The 16842-nt window shown below is 67.1% G+C and carries 14 protein-coding genes and 2 pseudogenes; 10 read left to right on the top strand and 6 right to left on the bottom strand.

Annotated features, from left to right (window positions below; translation table 11 throughout):
• Nucleotides 1-131: 131 nt before the first annotated feature.
• The gene (locus tag SALMUC_RS02785) at nt 132-1568 is read right to left on the bottom strand and encodes a Glu/Leu/Phe/Val family dehydrogenase (protein WP_020038924.1); all 1437 of its coding nucleotides are present in this window, start codon (nt 1566-1568) and stop codon (nt 132-134) included.
• Between the two features lie 346 nt (nt 1569-1914).
• Between SALMUC_RS02785 and SALMUC_RS02780 the strand changes: the two genes are divergently transcribed.
• The 3 genes from SALMUC_RS02780 to SALMUC_RS02770 are packed head-to-tail and all read left to right on the top strand — an operon-like array spanning nt 1915 to nt 4477.
• A complete protein-coding gene (locus SALMUC_RS02780; RefSeq protein ID WP_020038923.1) occupies nt 1915-3354 on the top strand; it encodes a TadE/TadG family type IV pilus assembly protein in 1440 nt (479 codons plus the stop codon).
• The gene (locus SALMUC_RS02775; RefSeq protein ID WP_020038922.1) at nt 3351-3887 is read left to right on the top strand and encodes a TadE/TadG family type IV pilus assembly protein; all 537 of its coding nucleotides are present in this window, start codon (nt 3351-3353) and stop codon (nt 3885-3887) included. Before SALMUC_RS02780 ends, SALMUC_RS02775 begins: the two co-directional genes overlap by 4 nt.
• An 11-nt stretch (nt 3888-3898) precedes the next feature.
• Nucleotides 3899-4477 (top strand): TadE/TadG family type IV pilus assembly protein, encoded by a 579-nt coding sequence (locus SALMUC_RS02770; protein ID WP_020038921.1) that lies wholly within the window; start codon nt 3899-3901, stop codon nt 4475-4477.
• Nucleotides 4478-4507: 30 nt separating this feature from the next.
• On the opposite strand, the gene SALMUC_RS02765 is transcribed toward SALMUC_RS02770, so the two are convergent.
• Both SALMUC_RS02765 and SALMUC_RS02760 read right to left on the bottom strand, forming a co-directional pair.
• On the bottom strand, nt 4508-5134 hold the full coding sequence (locus SALMUC_RS02765) for a hypothetical protein (RefSeq protein ID WP_021119751.1): 627 nt from the start codon (nt 5132-5134) through the stop codon (nt 4508-4510).
• A gap of 19 nt (nt 5135-5153) precedes the next feature.
• Complete coding sequence (locus SALMUC_RS02760; RefSeq protein WP_037371088.1) at nt 5154-5987, bottom strand: prephenate dehydratase; 834 nt, start codon at nt 5985-5987, stop codon at nt 5154-5156.
• Between the two features lie 140 nt (nt 5988-6127).
• On the opposite strand from SALMUC_RS02760, the gene SALMUC_RS02755 reads away from it, so the two are divergent.
• The 5 genes and pseudogenes from SALMUC_RS02755 (at nt 6128) to SALMUC_RS02735 (ending at nt 12701) form a co-directional block, all read left to right on the top strand.
• Nucleotides 6128-6637, top strand: coding sequence for a c-type cytochrome (locus SALMUC_RS02755; protein ID WP_037370980.1), 510 nt, complete (start codon nt 6128-6130; stop codon nt 6635-6637).
• A gap of 195 nt (nt 6638-6832) precedes the next feature.
• Nucleotides 6833-8799, top strand: a pseudogene (locus tag SALMUC_RS02750) (extracellular solute-binding protein).
• Between the two features lies 1 nt (nt 8800).
• Entirely contained in the window at nt 8801-9889 is a 1089-nt protein-coding gene (locus SALMUC_RS02745) for a microcin C ABC transporter permease YejB (protein ID WP_020038917.1), read from the top strand.
• A 1-nt stretch (nt 9890) separates the two neighbouring features.
• Entirely contained in the window at nt 9891-11111 is a 1221-nt protein-coding gene (locus tag SALMUC_RS02740) for an ABC transporter permease (protein WP_020038916.1), read from the top strand.
• Nucleotides 11108-12701: pseudogene (locus SALMUC_RS02735) on the top strand (ABC transporter ATP-binding protein). The gene SALMUC_RS02740 and the pseudogene SALMUC_RS02735 overlap by 4 nt, the downstream one beginning before the upstream one ends.
• 64 nt (nt 12702-12765) lie before the next feature.
• Here the strand turns inward: SALMUC_RS02735 and hemN are convergent.
• Nucleotides 12766-14121, bottom strand: coding sequence for an oxygen-independent coproporphyrinogen III oxidase (gene hemN / locus SALMUC_RS02730; protein ID WP_037371085.1), 1356 nt, complete (start codon nt 14119-14121; stop codon nt 12766-12768).
• Nucleotides 14122-14186: 65 nt separating this feature from the next.
• Between hemN and fnrL the strand changes: the two genes are divergently transcribed.
• Complete coding sequence (fnrL, locus tag SALMUC_RS02725; RefSeq protein WP_020038913.1) at nt 14187-14933, top strand: transcriptional regulator FnrL; 747 nt, start codon at nt 14187-14189, stop codon at nt 14931-14933.
• A gap of 19 nt (nt 14934-14952) precedes the next feature.
• On the opposite strand, the gene SALMUC_RS02720 is transcribed toward fnrL, so the two are convergent.
• Complete coding sequence (locus SALMUC_RS02720) at nt 14953-15300, bottom strand: DUF1428 domain-containing protein (protein WP_020038912.1); 348 nt, start codon at nt 15298-15300, stop codon at nt 14953-14955.
• A gap of 57 nt (nt 15301-15357) precedes the next feature.
• On the opposite strand from SALMUC_RS02720, the gene SALMUC_RS02715 reads away from it, so the two are divergent.
• Nucleotides 15358-15726, top strand: coding sequence for a MarR family transcriptional regulator (locus tag SALMUC_RS02715; protein WP_020038911.1), 369 nt, complete (start codon nt 15358-15360; stop codon nt 15724-15726).
• 133 nt (nt 15727-15859) lie between these two features.
• On the opposite strand, the gene SALMUC_RS02710 is transcribed toward SALMUC_RS02715, so the two are convergent.
• A complete protein-coding gene (locus SALMUC_RS02710; RefSeq protein WP_020038910.1) occupies nt 15860-16699 on the bottom strand; it encodes a universal stress protein in 840 nt (279 codons plus the stop codon).
• Between the last annotated feature and the right edge of the window lie 143 nt (nt 16700-16842).

Raw genomic sequence — 16842 nt, 5'->3', positions numbered from 1 at the left:
GCCCAATAGGGCGACTGAGGGGCAAAATCCGGAGAATTCGCGCGAGAATACGGCCACTTTTGGGCAGGCGCAAAATATCTCCAGAATTCTAGAGACTTGGCGTCTTCAAATTTTGCGATATTTGGTTCGGCTCAGAGCCCTTTCGCCCGGTAGCTCGACGCGACACGGTCGATCGCGACGATGAAACCGGCCGTTCGCAGGTCCGTCACGTCCTCGCGTCCGTGCCAGACCTCGCGCATCGACTGGTAGGCCGTGCGCATGGTGTCGTCGAGCCCCGAGCGCACGAGTTCCAGCTCGTCGGCGCCCTTGAGGTACTTCTCCTTGAAGCCCGGATCGATGTTCCACGCGTCGCCCAGCGCCTCGTCCAGCCGCTCCAGCTCGCGCAGGACCAGCTCGTGCCGCGCCTCCTCCTGCCGGCGCTGCAGCCGGCCGAAGCGGATGTGGCTCAGGTTCTTGACCCACTCGAAATAGGACACCGTGACACCGCCCGCGTTGGCATAGAGGTCGGGGATGATGACCTTGCCGGCCGCGCGAAGGATATCGTCGGCGCCCGCCGTGATCGGGCCGTTCGCGGCCTCGATGATGAGCGGCGCCTGGATCCTGTGGGCGTTCGACAGGTTGATGACCCCTTCCAGCGCGGCGGGGATCAGGATGTCGCACTCGTGCTCGAGCACCGCCCCGCCCTCGGCCGTGTGGTTGGCGTCGGGGTAGCCCTTGAGCCCGCCGTGCCGGATCAGCCACTCGCGCACCTTCTCGACGTTCAGGCCGTCGGGATCGTAGAGCGCGCCGTCGCGCTCGATGATGCCGGTGATCTTCGCGCCGTCGCCCTCCGACAGGAACTTGGCGGCGTGGTAGCCCACGTTGCCCAGCCCCTGCACCACGATCCGCTTGCCCTGGAGATCTCCCGAGAGCCCGGCCACGGCCACGTCCTCGGGGTGGCGGAAGAACTCGCGCAGCGCGTACTGGACGCCCCGCCCCGTCGCCTCGACCCGGCCGGCGATGCCGCCGGCGTTCAGCGGTTTGCCGGTCACGCAGGCGCGGGCGTTGATGTCCGTGGTGTTCATCCGCGCGTACTGGTCCGCGATCCAGGCCATCTCGCGCTCGGAAGTGCCCATGTCGGGCGCCGGCACGTTCTGGCTGGGGTGGATCAGGTCGCGCTTGGCCAGCTCGTAGGCGAAGCGGCGCGTGATCTGCTCGAGCTCGTATTCGTCGTAGTCGCGCGGGTTCAGGCAGAGCCCGCCCTTGGAGCCGCCGAAGGGCGTCTCGACCAGCGCGCACTTGTAGGTCATGAGCGCCGCCAGCGCCTCGACCTCGTCCTGGTTCACCGCCGAGGCGAAGCGGATGCCGCCCTTGACCGGCTCCATGTGCTCGGAGTGGACCGAGCGGTAGCCGGTGAAGGTGTGGATCTGGCCGCGCAGGCGCACGCCGAACCGCACCGTGTAGGTGGCGTTGCAGACGCGGATCTTTTCCTCGAGTCCCGGGGGCAGGTCCATCAGCGCCACGGCGCGGTTGAACATCAGGTCGACGCTCTCGCGGAACGTCGGCTCGTTGGCCGGTGCGGCTGACATCAATCCTCCCTCCACGGGCGTCGCGGGTCTGGCACTCTGTCGGAGCCTCACCCTTATGCCCGTCCTGTAACGCAGAGGTTAACGCCCGTCGGCGCCGGAAGATATCCATTTCTCGCCCGAATTTATACGAATGCCCCGCCTCACCGAGTCGGGGCCGGGCAGCCATTGTAAATGTGGCGGAAACAGAGCGGCCGAACGCCCCAGTTTGTAATTGATCTTAAAGCATATTTTCAGGAAATGCCGGCGCATTCGCCCAATTTCGGACACTTTATCGCGCGATAAGGGCCGCATTGCAACGTGGGTCACGTGGGGGTGTTCCGGGCTGCTCCGGATGAAAGGAATCGGGATGAAAAGGAAGAACACGGGCCACTGCCATGGCCGTTCGCTGCGTTCCCCGACGGTCGCCTCCACTCTCGCGAACTCGGCCGTCCGCTTCGGCCGCGACGAAGACGGCAGCATGTCCTACATGGCCGTCGCCTGTTCGCTCGTCATGATGGTCTTCGGCGGGATCGGCATCGACCTGATCCACACCGAGCTCGAGCGCACCAAGCTTCAGAACACGCTGGACCGCGCCGTGCTCGCGGCGGCCGACCTCGACCAGGAGCTCGACCCCGAGGGCGTCGTCACCGACTTCATGGACAAGATGGGCATGGGCGGCTCGCTCACCTCGGTCTCGGTCGACGAGGGCCTCAACTACCGCATCGTGACGGCCGACGGCAGAATGGCCATGCCGTCCAACTTCATGAAACTGATCGGCGTCGACACCCTGCAGGCCGACGGCCTCGCGCAGGCGACCGAGCGCTTCAACAAGGTCGAGATATCGATGGTGCTCGACATCTCGGGCTCGATGGAGTCCAACCAGAAGATGGCGCGGCTGAAATCCGCCGCCGGCACCTTCATCGACACGCTGCTCAACGACAGCACCGAGGATCTCGTCTCGATCAGCCTCGTGCCCTACTCCGAGCATGTGAACGCCGGTCCCGAGATCCTGAGCTATCTCGACGTGAACTGGCGCCACGGCTACTCGCATTGCATCGAAATGCCTGACCCGATCTTCGACGAGGCCGCGCTGGACTACTCGATCGAGTACGACCAGATGCAGCACTTCCAGTGGAACTACAACGGGTACAGCAACGACCGCTCCGACACCGTCTGCCCGCGCTACGACTACGAGCGCATCACGGCCTTCAGCCAGGACGGCACCGCGCTCAAGTCGCAGATCTCGAAGTTCCAGCCGCGCGCCGGCACCTCGATCTTCATGGGCATGAAATGGGCCACAGCCCTGCTCGACCCCTCGACCCGCCAGATCGCCAGCGGGATGATCGCCGACGGCACCGTGGATGCCGTCTTCGAGGGGCGCCCCGTCGACTACGACGACCAGGAGGTGCTCAAGACCGTGGTCCTGATGACCGATGGCCAGCACGACCGCTCCAACCGGATCCAGGACTGGGCCTACAACTCCGAGTCCGAGTACGCCCACTGGGAACGCTACAACCTGTGGTACTACCTGCGCCGCTACGTCAATTCGTACCAGCACAGCCAGTTCTACTACCAGAAATACAACGCATCGACGGGCGACCGGCTGCTCGACAACATCTGCGACGCCGCCAAGGAACAGGGCATCATCGTCTGGGGCATCGGCTTCGAGGTGTCCGACCACGGCGCCGACGTGATGCGCAACTGCGCCTCGTCGCCCGCGCACTTCTTCCGCGTCGAAGGGGTCGAGATCGAGGATGCCTTCTCGACCATCGCGCATACGCTCAACCAGCTGAGGCTCACGCAATGATCCGCTTCATCAAGACGGCCCTGTGCCGGTTCCGCGACCGGGAAGACGGCTCGATGGTCGTGCCCTTCGCCCTCTGGACGCCGCTCTTCATCGGCCTCGTGCTGTCCACCATCGAGCTGGGCACGGTCACCCTGCGCCAGACCGTGCTGGAACGCGCCCTGGACCAGAGCGTGCGTGGCATCAAGCTCGCGACCGGCTCGACCTACGACCACGCCTTGCTCAAGAGCAAGATCTGCGCGCGCGCCGGAACGCTGCCCGATTGCGAGAACACGCTGCAGCTCGAGATGCTGCGCCTCGACCCGCGCGACTGGACCGAGCCGCCGCACGACGCCAACTGCGTCGACACCGCCCAGCCCGTGACGCCGCAGCGCGCCTTCGAGTTCGGCCAGGAACACGACCTGATGCTGCTGCGCGCCTGCTACAAGTACCGCCCGATCAGCCCGGCCGGCTACCTCAGCAGCGACCTCGCCACCGACGCCGAGGGCTACACCGCGCTGGTCTCGACCGCCGTCTACGTCTCCGAACCGCTGTGAGGACAGATCCCATGAGACCTTTCTCCCTCCCGCGCCGCCTGCGTCGCTTCGCGACCGAAACCGACGGCTACATCACCGTCGAGGCGATGATCGTCCTGCCCGCGCTGCTGATGATCTTCGCCGCCGCCTGGGTCTATTTCGACGTCTTTCACCAGCAGTCGATCAACCAGAAGGCCAATTACGCCATCGGCGACATGGTCTCGCGCGAGACCGATCCGATCGACGACACCTACGTCGACAACGCCTTCCGCCTGCTGGGGCTGCTGACCAGGACCGACGTCAACCTCGACGAGGCGCCGGAGGCGTACCCGGCCGACCTGCGGATCACCGTGGTGAGCCACGACGCCGACAATGACAGCTACGAGGTGATGTGGTCGGCCGCGCGCGGCGATTTCCCGGAGCTGACCACCGCCGACCTGACCGGCTACAGGACCCGCCTCCCCGAGATGCAGGACAACGGCCAGACCGTGCTGGTGGAAACCAGCGACGCCTACAAGCCGCTGTTCCGCGTCGGTCTCGATGCCTTCGAGATCAAGACCTACAGCTTCACCCACCCGCGCTACGCGCCGCAGGTGCTCTGGGCCGACTGAGACCGAAGAGGCCGGGCCCCGGCGGTCCGGTCAGTCCTTCCTGCCGCCGTCCCCGGAGCTGTCGTCCGCGTGGCCGTCGTCCTTCGGGGCACCGTCGCCGGGCGCCTCTTCCTTGCGGGTGTCGTCCTTCGGGGTCTCGTCATCGGCCGTGCCCATCAGGTCGGACATGTCCGGCAGCTCGCCGCGGTGGCGCATCACCAGCATCGACAGCGCGTCGGCCATGGGCTTGGTGTCGCGCGCGGCGGTCACGCCGCCGATGGCGACCCGGCGTCCGCTGCGCCACCACAGCCCCGGCTGCCAGGCCCGCGGCTGCGGCTCCTTGAGCAGCACGAGAAAGCCGTTCGAGGGCTTCATCGCGAACATCGAGCGGTCGACCTTTTCCACGTTCTCGACCCGGACCAGCACCGCGCCGCTGCTGTCCTCGAGCGCGGCGTCGGTCAGGATCAGCTGGCGCCCGGTCGCCCGCCACATGATCTGCGCGAGCCAGAGCGCACCCGCGCCGAAGACGATCAGGAAGACCTGCCAGATCACCGCCTCGGGCGGCTTGTCGATCACAAGCCACAGCAGCAGCAGCCCCAGCCCGGCCATGGTGCCCGTGCCGATCACGCGGCGGGGCAGCGTCGCGCCGGCCCGCATCAGTTCTTCTGGTTCGCTCATATCGCCCCCGCCGGGGGCGTCAGTCGCGCCGCGGATCGCGGGGATAGACGCCCAGGATTTCAAGTTTCTCGGTGAAGTAGTCCAGCTCGTCCAGCGCCCGCATCACCGCCGGATCCTCGGGGTGGCCCTCGATATCGGCATAGAACTGCGTCGCGGTGAACGAGCCGCCCACCATGTAGCTTTCCAGCTTGGTCATGTTGACGCCGTTCGTCGCGAAGCCACCCATCGCCTTGTAGAGCGCCGCCGGGATGTTGCGCACCTGGAAGACGAAGCTGGTCATCATCCCGTGCTCGCCCCGCCGCGCGTGATTCGCCTCGCGCGACATGGTCAGGAAGCGCGTGGTGTTGCGGCTGTGATCCTCGATGTGGCGCGCCAGCACCTCGAGCCCGTAGATCTCGCCCGCGAGTTCCGAGGCCAGCGCCGCCAGCGAAGGCTCGCCCACCTCGGCGACGTAACGCGCCGACCCGGCGGTGTCGGCGCCCACGCGGCGGTGGATGCCGTGCTCGGTCAGGAAGCCGCGGCACTGGCCCAGCAGCACCGTGTGGCTCATCGCCGTCTCGACCTGGTCGAGCGTCGTGCCCGGCTGCGCCAGCAGGTTGATGTGCACCCGCACGAAGCTCTCGCCGATGATGTGCAGGCCGGATTCGGGCAGCAGCGAGTGGATGTCGGCCACCCGCCCGTAGGTCGAATTCTCGACCGGCAGCATGGCCAGGTCCGCCTCGCCCGAACGCACCGCCTCGATCGCATCCTCGAAGGTCCGGCAGGGCATCGCCTCCATGTCGGGGCGCGCCTCGTGGCACGCCTGGTGCGAATAGGCACCGGGTTCTCCCTGGAATGCGATGCGATTGGTCATGGCCGCGTGCCCGTCCGTTTTCGTGATCTTCACATATTCTTTTCACCCTGCGGGCGTTTGGTCGCGGCTTCTATACCTTGCCACAAGGCAATGGAAGCCGTAGACAGCCCGCCGACAGCTATCTTTGGGACACGCGAGCAATGCCTGACACGATGACGATGACAAAGGTTGTGGGCGGCGTCTGTGGCGCCTTCCTCATCTACCTCCTCGGCGGCTGGGTCGCCGAAACGCTCTACCACGTTGGCGGCGGCCACGGCGAAGAGGTGGCGGCCTACGTGATCGAGGTCGAAGAGGGCGGCGGCGGCGAAGAAGAGCCGGAACAGGACTTCGAGACGCTGATGGCATCGGCCGACGCCGGCGCCGGCGAGCGCGTCTTCGGCAAGTGCCGCGCCTGCCACAAGATCGACGGCACCAACGCCACCGGCCCGCACCTCGACGGCGTGGTCGGACGCGACGTGGCCGCGGTCGACGGCTTCAGCTACTCGGGCGCCCTCAGCGAGGCGGCCGATACCTGGTCGCAGGAGAACCTCTTCCACTTCCTCGAGAACCCGAGCGGTTTCGCGTCGGGAACCTCCATGAGCTTCGCGGGCCTGCGCGACGCCGAGGATCGCGTGAACCTCATCGCCTACCTGGATTCGCTCGACGGCTGATCGCCGTCGCGACACGGGAACCGGACCAGGGGCCGCGGCACGACGCCGCGGCCCTTTTTTCATCCCGCCCCCCGCGCGGCAGGCGGCGCCCGGCCGGATCGCGCGGGCCTCACGCAATCTCAACTTGAACATGGTCAACCGGCCCACTTAGCTTACGTCCAACGGCAGACGACGCCGACCATGAGGGGAGAGCACATGATCCGGACGACGCCCCGCGCCGCCGCGACGACAACCGCAGCCGCCACACGACACGCCCTGCACGGCCCCCTGATCGCCGCCCTCGCCGCGCTCGGCCTGGGCGTCGCGGCCTTCTCCGCCGCGGCGCAGGAGAGCGCGACCGAGGCCTCGGCCAGCGAGGGCGAAGAGGTCATCACCTCGCACGGCTATTCCTACTTCGGCGAACTCGCCTACCCGGCCGACTACGAGCATTTCGACTTCGTGAACCCCGACGCACCCAAGGGCGGCAGTCTCGTGGTGGCCTCCTCGGGCACCTTCGACAGCCTGAACCCCTACTCGCGCAAGGGCCGCGCCGGCGCGCTGACCACGGTGCAGTACGACCAGCGGATCGAGACCGTCGAGGACCAGGTCGGCGAATACTACTGCGTCCTCTGCGAAAGCATCGAGTACGCCGAGAGCAAGGACTGGGTGATCTTCCACATGCGCCCCGAGGCGACCTTCTGGGACGGCACCCCGGTGACGGCCGAGGACGTGGTCTACTCCCACACGCTCTTCATCACGCAGGGCCTGCCCTCCTACGCGCAGGCCGTCGACCGCATGGTCGACAGCGCCGAGGCGCTCGACGAGCACACCGTCAAGTTCACCTTCAACCCCGAGGAGTCCAAGCGCTCGCGGATCGAGACCGTGGGCTCGACCCCGGTCTTCTCCAAGGACTGGTTCGAGGAGGACCCCGAGAACCGCCGCCTCGACGAGCCGCGCATGGAAGTCGCCGTGGGCTCGGGCCCCTACAAGCTCGACAGCTACGAGGTGAACCGCCGCATCAGCTACACCCGGCGCGAGGACTACTGGGGCGCCGACCTGCCCTTCAACGCCGGCCGCAACAACTACGACGAGATCCGCGTCGAGTATTTCGCCGACCAGACCGCCTCCTTCGAGGCCTTCAAGGCCGGTGAATACCTCTTCCGCGTCGAAAGCGATCCGCGGCTCTGGGCCACCTCCTACGACTTCCCCAAGGTCCAGAACGGCACCGTCGTGACCGAGGAGATCCCCGACGGCAGCCCGCCGAACCCCACCGGCTTCGTCTTCAACCTCGCCAAGCCGCAGTTCGAGGACAAGCGCGTGCGCGAGGCGATCGCGCTGGCCTTCAACTTCGAATGGTCCAACGAGAGCCTGCGCTACGGCCTCTACGAGTCGCGCAGCTCCTTCGTCGAGGGCACCCACGTCGAGGCCGAGGGCACGCCCGACGGGCGGCCGAGCTGGAATTCCTCGAGTCGCTGGGCGATGTCGTCCCCGAGGAACTGCTGACCGAGCCCGCGCGCATGACGCACTCCTCCGACGCCAGCCGCCTCGGCGACCGCCGCAACCTGCGCGCCGCCTCGCGCCTGCTGGACGAGGCCGGCTGGGCCGTCGGCGACGACGGCATACGCCGCAACGAGGCCGGCCAGACGCTCGACGTCAACATGCTGATCCCCACGAACATCGACCCCACCGTCGAGTCCATGCACGAGACCTTCGTGCAGAACCTCGAGCAGATCGGCGTCAACGCCAGCTTCGAGCGGGTCGACCCCTCGCAGTACACCCTGCGCCGGCGTGAGCGCGACTACGACATCCTCTATTCCACCCGCTACAGCTCCTTCCTGTCGACGGGCGGCGGGCTGACGCAGATGTACGGCTCGCGCGAGGCCGAGTTCAGCCTCTTCAACCCGGCGGGCCTCGCCTCGCCGCTGGTGGACGCGATCCTCGAGGCCAGCTTCGTCGCGGAGAGCCAGGAAGAGACCGACGTCGCGCTCAAGGCGCTGGACCGCGCGCTGCGCCACGAGTTCTTCGTCATTCCCACCGGCTACATCGCCGATCACTGGGTGGCCTACTACGACATGTACGAACACCCCGAGGACGTCGCGCCCTACGACCTGGGCTACCTCAGCTACTGGTGGGTGAACCCGGAAAAGGAAGAGGCCCTGCGCGAGGCCGGCGTGATCAACTGATATGGGCGCCTACATCCTCCGCCGACTGTTGCTGATCATTCCCACCCTTCTCGGGATCATGATCGTCAACTTCACGCTCACCCAGTTCGTCCCCGGCGGCCCCATCGAGCAGATCATCGCCCAGATCGAGGGTCAGGGCGATGTCTTCGAGGGCTTCGCGGGCTCGGGCGACGGGGGCGTCTCCGACCTCGAAACCGTGGGCGACAGCGAATACGCGGGCGCCCGCGGCCTGCCACCGGAATTCATCGAGGAGCTGGAACGCGAGTTCGGCTTCGACAAGCCGCCGCTCGAGCGGTTCGCGAACATGCTGTGGAACTACATGCGCCTCGACTTCGGCGAGAGCTACTTCCGCTCGATCAGCGTGATCGACCTGGTGATCGAGAAGCTGCCGGTCTCGATCTCGCTGGGTCTGTGGTCGACGTTGATCGCCTATATCGTCTCGATCCCGCTCGGCATCCGCAAGGCGGTCAAGGACGGCTCGGCCTTCGACACCTGGACCTCGGGCGCGATCATCGTGGCCTACGCGATCCCCGGCTTCCTCTTCGCCATCGTGCTGCTGGTGCTCTTCGCCGGCGGCTCCTACTGGCAGCTCTTCCCGCTGCGCGGGCTGGTCTCGGACAACTGGGAGACGCTGAGCTGGCCGATGAAGATCGTCGACTACTTCTGGCACATCGCCCTGCCCGTGATCGCCTCGACCATCGCGGCCTTCGCCACGCTGACGCTGCTGACCAAGAACAGCTTCCTCGACGAGATCAAGAAGCAGTACGTGGTGACTGCCCGCGCCAAGGGCCTGACCGAGCGGCGGGTGCTCTACGGGCACATCTTCCGCAACGCCATGCTGATCGTGATCGCGGGCTTCCCGGCGGTCTTCATCGGCATCTTCTTCACCGGCTCGCTCATCATCGAGACGATCTTCTCGCTCGACGGGCTCGGGCGCCTCGGCTTCGAGGCGGCGGTCGCGCGCGACTACCCGGTGATCTTCGGCACGCTCTTCATCTTCGGCCTGATCGGCCTGGTGGTGGGCATCATCTCGGACCTGATGTACGTGCTGGTCGATCCGCGCATCGACTTCGAGAAACGGGAAGGCTGACATGAGCTACGAGCCCGATCCCCGCGCAGCCCCCGACGGCCGCGAGGCCGGTGGCAGCATCCGCCCTCAGCCCGAGGCCGGCGCCGCCCCGATCCCGCAGCCCAAGCCGGGACGCTTCGCGCTCTCGCCGCTCAACCAGCGGCGCTGGCGCAACTTCAAGCGCAACCGCCGCGCCTTCTGGTCGCTGATCATCTTCGTCGTGCTCTTCGGCCTGTCGCTCTTTGCCGAGTTCCTCGCCAACGACAAGCCGATCCTGGTGAACTACCGCGGCGAGTGGCGCATGCCGATCTTCAGCTTCTACGCCGAGACCGATTTCGGCGGCGATTTCCGCACCGAGGCCGCCTACCGCGACCCCGAGGTGCAGTGCCTCATCGTGACCGGCGGGCTCGACAGCTGCTTCGACACGCCCGAGGAGCTGATCGAGCAGACCGACCAGGGCATGGTGCTGGAGGGCGACTTCCAGAAGGGCTGGATGATCTGGCCCCCCATCCCCTACAGCTTCACCACGCCGGTCGACCGCCCCGGCGCCGCGCCCCTGCCGCCCAGCGCGCAGAACTGGCTCGGCACCGACGACACCAAGCGCGACGTGCTGGCCCGGGTGATCTACGGCTTCCGCCTGTCGATCCTCTTCACCCTGATCGTGACGGCGATCTCCTCGGTGGTGGGCATCGTCGCGGGGGCGATCCAGGGCTTCTTCGGCGGCTGGATCGACCTCATCTTCCAGCGCATCATCGAGATCTGGTCGGCGACGCCTTCGCTCTACGTGATCATCATCCTCTTCGCGATCCTGGGGCGCGGCTTCTGGCTTCTGGTCTTCCTGACAGTGCTCTTCGGATGGGTGGCTCTGGTGGGCGTCGTGCGCGCCGAGTTCCTGCGCGCCCGCAACCTCGAATACGTCCGCGCGGCCAAGGCGCTTGGCGTGTCGAACTGGAAGATCATGTTCCGCCACATGCTGCCCAACGCCATGGTCGCCACGCTGACCATGCTGCCCTTCATCGTGACGGGCACCATCAGCACGCTGGCCGGGCTCGACTTCCTCGGCTTCGGCCTGCCCTCCTCGGCGCCCTCGCTGGGCGAGCTGACGCTGCAGGCCAAGCAGAACCTTCAGGCGCCCTGGCTCGCCTTCACCGCCTTCGCCGTCTTCGCCCTGATGCTCTCGCTGCTCGTCTTCATCTTCGAGGGCGTGCGCGATGCCTTCGACCCAAGAAAGACCTTCACATGAGCGCATTGCTCGAGGTGAAAGACCTCGCCGTGACCTTCACCCAGGACGGCCGCGACACGCGCGCCGTCAAGGGCGTGTCCTTCGACATCCAGCCCGGCGAAACCGTCGCGCTCGTGGGCGAGTCGGGGTCCGGCAAGTCGGTGACGGCGCTCTCGACCGTCTCGCTGCTGGGCGACGCGGCCAAGGTCGAAGGCTCGGTCCTCTACAAGGGGCAGGAGATGATCGGTGCCCCCGGCCAGCGCCTGCGCAACGTCCGGGGCAACGACATCAGCTTCATCTTCCAGGAGCCGATGACCTCGCTCAACCCGCTGCACACGCTGGAAAAGCAGCTGCTGGAAAGCCTCGCGCTGCACCAGGGGCTGGTGGGCGACAAGGCCCGCGCACGCATCCTCGACCTGCTCGAGCGGGTGGGCATCCGCGACGCCGAAAACCGGCTCACCGCCTACCCCCACCAGCTCTCGGGCGGCCAGCGGCAGCGCGTCATGATCGCCATGGCGCTCGCCAACGGGCCCGACCTGCTGATCGCCGACGAGCCCACCACGGCGCTCGACGTGACGATCCAGGCGCAGATCCTCGACCTGCTGATGCGGCTCAAGGAAGACGAGGACATGAGCCTCCTCTTCATCACGCACGACCTGAACATCGTGCGCCGCTTCGCCGACCGCGTCTGCGTGATGAAGGACGGCGAGATCGTCGAGGCCGGCCGCACGACCGAGCTCTTCGACGCGCCGCAGCACGCCTATACCCGCATGCTGCTCTCGGCCGAGAGCACCGGCAAGCCCGACCCGGTGCGGGCCGAGGCCGACGAGATCGCCCGCGCCGACAACCTGCGCATCTGGTTCCCGATCCAGCGCGGCCTGCTCAAGCGCACGGTGGGCCACGTGAAGGCCGTCAACGACGCGAGCTTCTCGGTCCGCGCCGGCGAGACCGTGGGCATCGTGGGCGAAAGCGGCTCGGGCAAGACGACGCTGGCGCTGGCGATGATGCGCCTGATCCAGTCCGAGGGCGGGATCGTCTACCGCGGCCGCGACGTGCGCAAATGGTCCACGCGCGAGCTGCGCCGCCTGCGTTCGGAAATGCAGATCGTCTTTCAGGACCCCTTCGGCTCGCTCTCGCCCCGCCATGACCTGCGAGCAGATCATCGCCGAGGGGCTGGGCGTGCACGGCTCACCCGACGGCAAGCCGCACCGGCAGGCAGTCGAGGAGATCATGCGCGAGGTCGGGCTCGATCCCGCGACCATGCACCGCTACCCGCACGAATTCTCGGGCGGCCAGCGCCAGCGCATCGCCATCGCACGGGCCATGGTGCTGCGGCCCCGGCTGGTGGTGCTGGACGAGCCGACCTCGGCGCTGGACATGACGGTGCAGGTGCAGATCGTCGACCTGCTGCGCGATCTGCAGCGGCGGCACGACCTCGCCTACCTCTTCATCAGCCACGACCTGAAGGTGGTGCGCGCGATGAGCCACGAGGTCATCGTGATGAACCAGGGCGACGTGGTCGAGATGGGCCGCGCCGAAGAGGTCTTCGCCGCGCCAAAGACCGACTACACCCGCAAGCTCTTCGCCGCGGCCTTCGACTTCGCCGGCTGAGCGCCCCGATACTCTTCCGGCGAAGATTATCGGGGCAAGATTTTTCGGACGAAGAATCCTGGGCTCAGATCGCCGAACTGTGGCCCGCGACCGAAAGCTCGTAGGCATCGAGGTGCCGCGCGATCATCCGCGTGAGCGGCCGTGCGTCCTGCGGGACGAAGAGCCCCTCCTCGCTCACCTCGAGCAGCCCGTCGAAGGCCGCGTTCATCTCGGCGAAGCGCCGCTGCAACTCGTCCGCCGCAATGCCGTGCCGCGCCACCAGCTCCGCGCTGCGGATGCGGAAATCGCACATCAGCATCTCGATCATGCGCCCGCGCAGGCGGTCCTCCTCCGTCAGCACGTGCCCGCGCGCGGTCGAGAAGCTCCCCTCGCGGATCCGCCCGGTATGCGCCGAGGTCGCCGGTGCGTTCTGCGCGTAGCCCTGCGGGAACTTCGAGATCGCCGAGGCGCCCACCCCGATCAGCACGTCCGAGGTGTCGTCGGTGTAGCCCTGGAAGTTGCGCCGCAGCCGCCCCGTCTTCTGCGCCACGGTCAGCCCGTCGTGCGGCGCCGCGAAATGGTCGATTCCGATCTCGGCATAGCCGTCCCAGGCAAACAGCCGCCGCGCGGTCTCGAAAAGGTCCAGCCGCTCGTCCGGCGTCGGCAGCCGGTCCGAGGGAATCATCTGCTGGCGCTTGGCCATCCAGGGAACATGCGCGTAGCCGTAGAGCGCGACCCTGTCCGGGTTGAGCGACAGCAGCTTCTGCACCGACTCGGTGATCCGCGCCCGGGTCTGGTCCGGCAGCCCGTAGAGGATGTCGGCGTTCAGGCTCGATACCCCGCGCTCGCGGATCATCTCGACCGCGCGCCGCGTCACGTCGTAGCCCTGAAGCCGCCCGATGGTCCGCTGAATGCCCTCGTCGAAGTCCTGCACCCCGATCGAGGCGCGGTTCATGCCGCCCGCCTTGAGCACGTCAAGCCGCGCGCCGTCGATCTCGTTGGGGTCGATCTCGACCGAGAACTCGGCATCCTCGGCGAAATCCGCGACCTCGGAAATCTTGTCGATCAGCGCCCGCATCAGGTCCGGCGTCAGCAGCGTCGGCGTGCCCCCGCCCCAGTGCAGCCGCGAGAGCTTCACCCCGCGCGGCAGGTGCGCCCGCAGCAGATCGAGTTCGCTCTTCAGCGTCTCGACGTAGGATTCGACGGGCCCCAGTGTCGCCGTGCCCTGCGTCCGGCAGGCGCAGAACCAGCACAGCCTGCGGCAGAAAGGCACATGCAGGTAGAGCGAAATCGTGCCATCTTCCGGCACGCTTTCGATCCAGCTGCGGAAATCCTCCGGTCCCACCGCACCGGAGAAATGCGGCGCGGTCGGGTAGCTCGTGTATCGGGGCACTTTCGCGTCGAAAAGCCCGAGGCGGGAGAGTTGAGTTCGCGTGACCATGCGCATACGTTTAGAGGGACGAAGGGGATGATCTCCTTGACCCAGATCAAGAGTGGACGCGGATCATGCTGAACGAGCGCAGTCTTGCCGTTTCTCAACAATGCGCCGAATGCCCGATCCGGCACCGGGCCGTCTGCGCGCGCTGCGAGAACGACGAGCTCGAGCAGCTTGAAGAGATCAAGTACTACCGCCGATTCGAGGCGGGCCAGACGGTGATCTGGTCCGGCGACCGGATGGACTTCGTGGGCTCGGTCGTCTCGGGCATCGCGACGCTGACCCAGACGATGGAGGACGGGCGCACCCAGATGGTCGGCCTGTTGCTGCCGTCGGACTTCGTCGGCCGCCCCGGCCGGGCGACGGCCGCCTACGACGTGGTGGCGACCACCGACCTGCTCATGTGCTGTTTCCGCAAGGCGCCTTTCGAGTCCATGATGACCCGCACGCCCCACATCGCCCAGCGCCTGCTCGAGATGACGCTCGACGAGCTCGACGCGGCGCGCGAGTGGATGCTGGTGCTCGGCCGCAAGACCGCGCGCGAGAAGATCGCCTCGCTGCTCTCGATCATCGCCCGGCGCGATGCCTCGATCAACATGCGCCAGACCTCGGGCGCGCTGGTCTTCGACCTGCCCCTCACGCGCGAGGCGATGGCAGACTACCTCGGCCTCACGCTCGAGACGGTCAGCCGCCAGATCTCGGCGTTGCGCAAGGACGGGGTGATCCAGCTCGAGGGCAAGCGCCACGTGACGGTGCCCGACATGAGCCGCCTGCTCGACGAGGCCGGCGACGATTCGGACGGCGGCCTCTTCGCCTGAGACCGCCCGGCGCGGCGGGTCACGCCTCGAACAGCGTCTCGAAGTTGCCCCAGATCATGCGCTTGCCGTCGAAGGGCATCGACATGTCCTGCCAGCGGGCGTCCATCTCCATCGACTCCCAGCAGCGCCGGGCCGTCTCGGCGTCGGGCCAGAGGATCCAGGAGAACACCACCTTCTCGCCCTCCTCGCGCTTCACCGCCATCGGGAAGGAGGTGACCTCGCCCTCGGGCACCACGTCCTCCCAGCACTCGCGGATTCCCGTCGCGCCGTATTCCTTGAACAGCGGCCAGCTCTTGCGGACCGACTCGAGGTAGGCGGCCTTGTTTTCCTCGGGCACGGCGGCCATGAAGCCTGAAACATAGGACATCGGGAATATCTCCTGTTGTATCCATCAAGCGTATGGGATAATAAAGTTGATATCAACATGAATGATACCGCTGCCCCCGATCTCCCCTTTTCGACCACACTCGAGGTGCGCGACCGCTGCCTGTGCCTTTCGGCACAGCGGGCGGCGCGGGCGCTGGCGCGGCGCTTCGATGCGGCGCTCAAGCCCTTCGGCCTGACCAACGGTCAGTTCTCGATCCTGATGTCGCTGAACCGGCCCGAGCCGCCGCGGATCTCCGACCTCGCGCCTTTCCTGGCCATGGACCGCACGACGCTGACCGCCGCGCTCAAGGTGCTGGAGCGGCGCGGGCTTGTCTCGGGCACGCCCGATCCCGCGGACCGTCGCAACCGCCGCCTGTCCCTGACGGACGAAGGCCGCGCCCTGCTCGCGCGGGCCGTGCCCGCCTGACGGGCAGAGCACGACGCGCTCGACGCGGCGCTCGGGACGGACCCGGCCGCGCTCAAGGCGCAGCTCGACGGAATAAAATAAACGGGCGGCGCCACCCGGCGCCGCCCCTCACTGATCCCCCACTCCCCCGGGGTCAGTGCGCCATGAAGACCGGCACCTTGGCCAGCTCCAGCATGTTGCGGGTGGCCCCGCCCAGGATCGCCTCGCGGAAGCGCGAGTGTCCGTAGGCGCCCATGACCACCATGTCGGCATCCACGTCGGTGACATGCCGCATCAGAACGTCCGAGACGCGCGGCATGGTCTTCGACAGCACGTCGATTTCGGCGCTCACCCCGTGCCGCGCCAGGAACTGCGACAGCAGCCCGCCCGGGTCCGAGCGGTTGGGGCCGTGCTGCGGCGGGTCGATCACCACGACATGCACCGCGTCGGCGCCCATCAGGATCGGCAGCGCCGCCCGGACCGAGCGCAGCGCCTCGGCGCTCTCGTTCCAGCCGATGACGACACGGCCCGGCTTGGGCATCGGCGTCACGTTGTCGGGCACCACCAGCACCGGCGTCTGCCCCTCGAAGAGCGCGCCTTCGGTGATCGGCTCCAGCTCGACGCCGCGCTCGCCTCCGTAGGGCTTGGGCAGCACCGTGAGGTCGGCAAAGCGCGCGCGGCCCGCGACATGGCGGCCGATGTCGGCCAGCTGCGCGACGCCCTGCTCGACGGCCCAGCGCACGTCGTGACGCCCCAGCGCCTTGCGCGCGGCCTCGGCCAGCGCCTCGGCATCGGCACTCGCGCGGTTCAGGGTTTCCTGCAGGATCATCGCGTTGGCCCCGGCGTAGTAGTAGCCGGTCTGCGTGCGATCGACGCCGAAGCACAGCACGTCCAGGTGCGCGCCCCAGCCCTCGGCCACCGTCGCGGCATGATCGATCGTCGGCGCTGCGAGCGCTTCGTCGGTCACCACCGTCAGAATGGTCTTGTAGCCCATGAGATCCTCTCCTTGAATGTGGCGGCTTTCACTGGTCGTCACTCTACGCCCGAGCGAAACGCCGCACCTTGACCATGGTCAAGCCTAGGGTCCCGCAGCCTTGATGCAGATCAAGGCCACCCCCTATCGATACATTCAAAACC

It is taken from the genome of Salipiger mucosus DSM 16094, from assembly GCF_000442255.1.
Classification (GTDB): Bacteria; Pseudomonadota; Alphaproteobacteria; order Rhodobacterales; family Rhodobacteraceae; genus Salipiger; species Salipiger mucosus.
The sequence above is the reverse complement of the archived record's forward strand: the minus strand, read 5'-3'. Positions and strand labels throughout refer to the sequence as shown.

What these genes read in the sequence shown, in the direction of transcription:
- SALMUC_RS02785 (WP_020038924.1), bottom strand. Translation starts at nt 1,568, where the DNA reads ATGTCAGCCGCACCGGCCAACGAGCCGACGTTCCGCGAGAGCGTCGAC.
- SALMUC_RS02780 (WP_020038923.1), top strand. Translation starts at nt 1,915, where the DNA reads ATGAAAAGGAAGAACACGGGCCACTGCCATGGCCGTTCGCTGCGTTCC.
- SALMUC_RS02775 (WP_020038922.1), top strand. Translation starts at nt 3,351, where the DNA reads ATGATCCGCTTCATCAAGACGGCCCTGTGCCGGTTCCGCGACCGGGAA.
- SALMUC_RS02770 (WP_020038921.1), top strand. Translation starts at nt 3,899, where the DNA reads ATGAGACCTTTCTCCCTCCCGCGCCGCCTGCGTCGCTTCGCGACCGAA.
- SALMUC_RS02765 (WP_021119751.1), bottom strand. Translation starts at nt 5,134, where the DNA reads ATGAGCGAACCAGAAGAACTGATGCGGGCCGGCGCGACGCTGCCCCGC.
- SALMUC_RS02760 (WP_037371088.1), bottom strand. Translation starts at nt 5,987, where the DNA reads ATGACCAATCGCATCGCATTCCAGGGAGAACCCGGTGCCTATTCGCAC.
- SALMUC_RS02755 (WP_037370980.1), top strand. Translation starts at nt 6,128, where the DNA reads ATGCCTGACACGATGACGATGACAAAGGTTGTGGGCGGCGTCTGTGGC.
- SALMUC_RS02745 (WP_020038917.1), top strand. Translation starts at nt 8,801, where the DNA reads ATGGGCGCCTACATCCTCCGCCGACTGTTGCTGATCATTCCCACCCTT.
- SALMUC_RS02740 (WP_020038916.1), top strand. Translation starts at nt 9,891, where the DNA reads ATGAGCTACGAGCCCGATCCCCGCGCAGCCCCCGACGGCCGCGAGGCC.
- hemN (WP_037371085.1), bottom strand. Translation starts at nt 14,121, where the DNA reads ATGGTCACGCGAACTCAACTCTCCCGCCTCGGGCTTTTCGACGCGAAA.
- fnrL (WP_020038913.1), top strand. Translation starts at nt 14,187, where the DNA reads ATGCTGAACGAGCGCAGTCTTGCCGTTTCTCAACAATGCGCCGAATGC.
- SALMUC_RS02720 (WP_020038912.1), bottom strand. Translation starts at nt 15,300, where the DNA reads ATGTCCTATGTTTCAGGCTTCATGGCCGCCGTGCCCGAGGAAAACAAG.
- SALMUC_RS02715 (WP_020038911.1), top strand. Translation starts at nt 15,358, where the DNA reads ATGAATGATACCGCTGCCCCCGATCTCCCCTTTTCGACCACACTCGAG.
- SALMUC_RS02710 (WP_020038910.1), bottom strand. Translation starts at nt 16,699, where the DNA reads ATGGGCTACAAGACCATTCTGACGGTGGTGACCGACGAAGCGCTCGCA.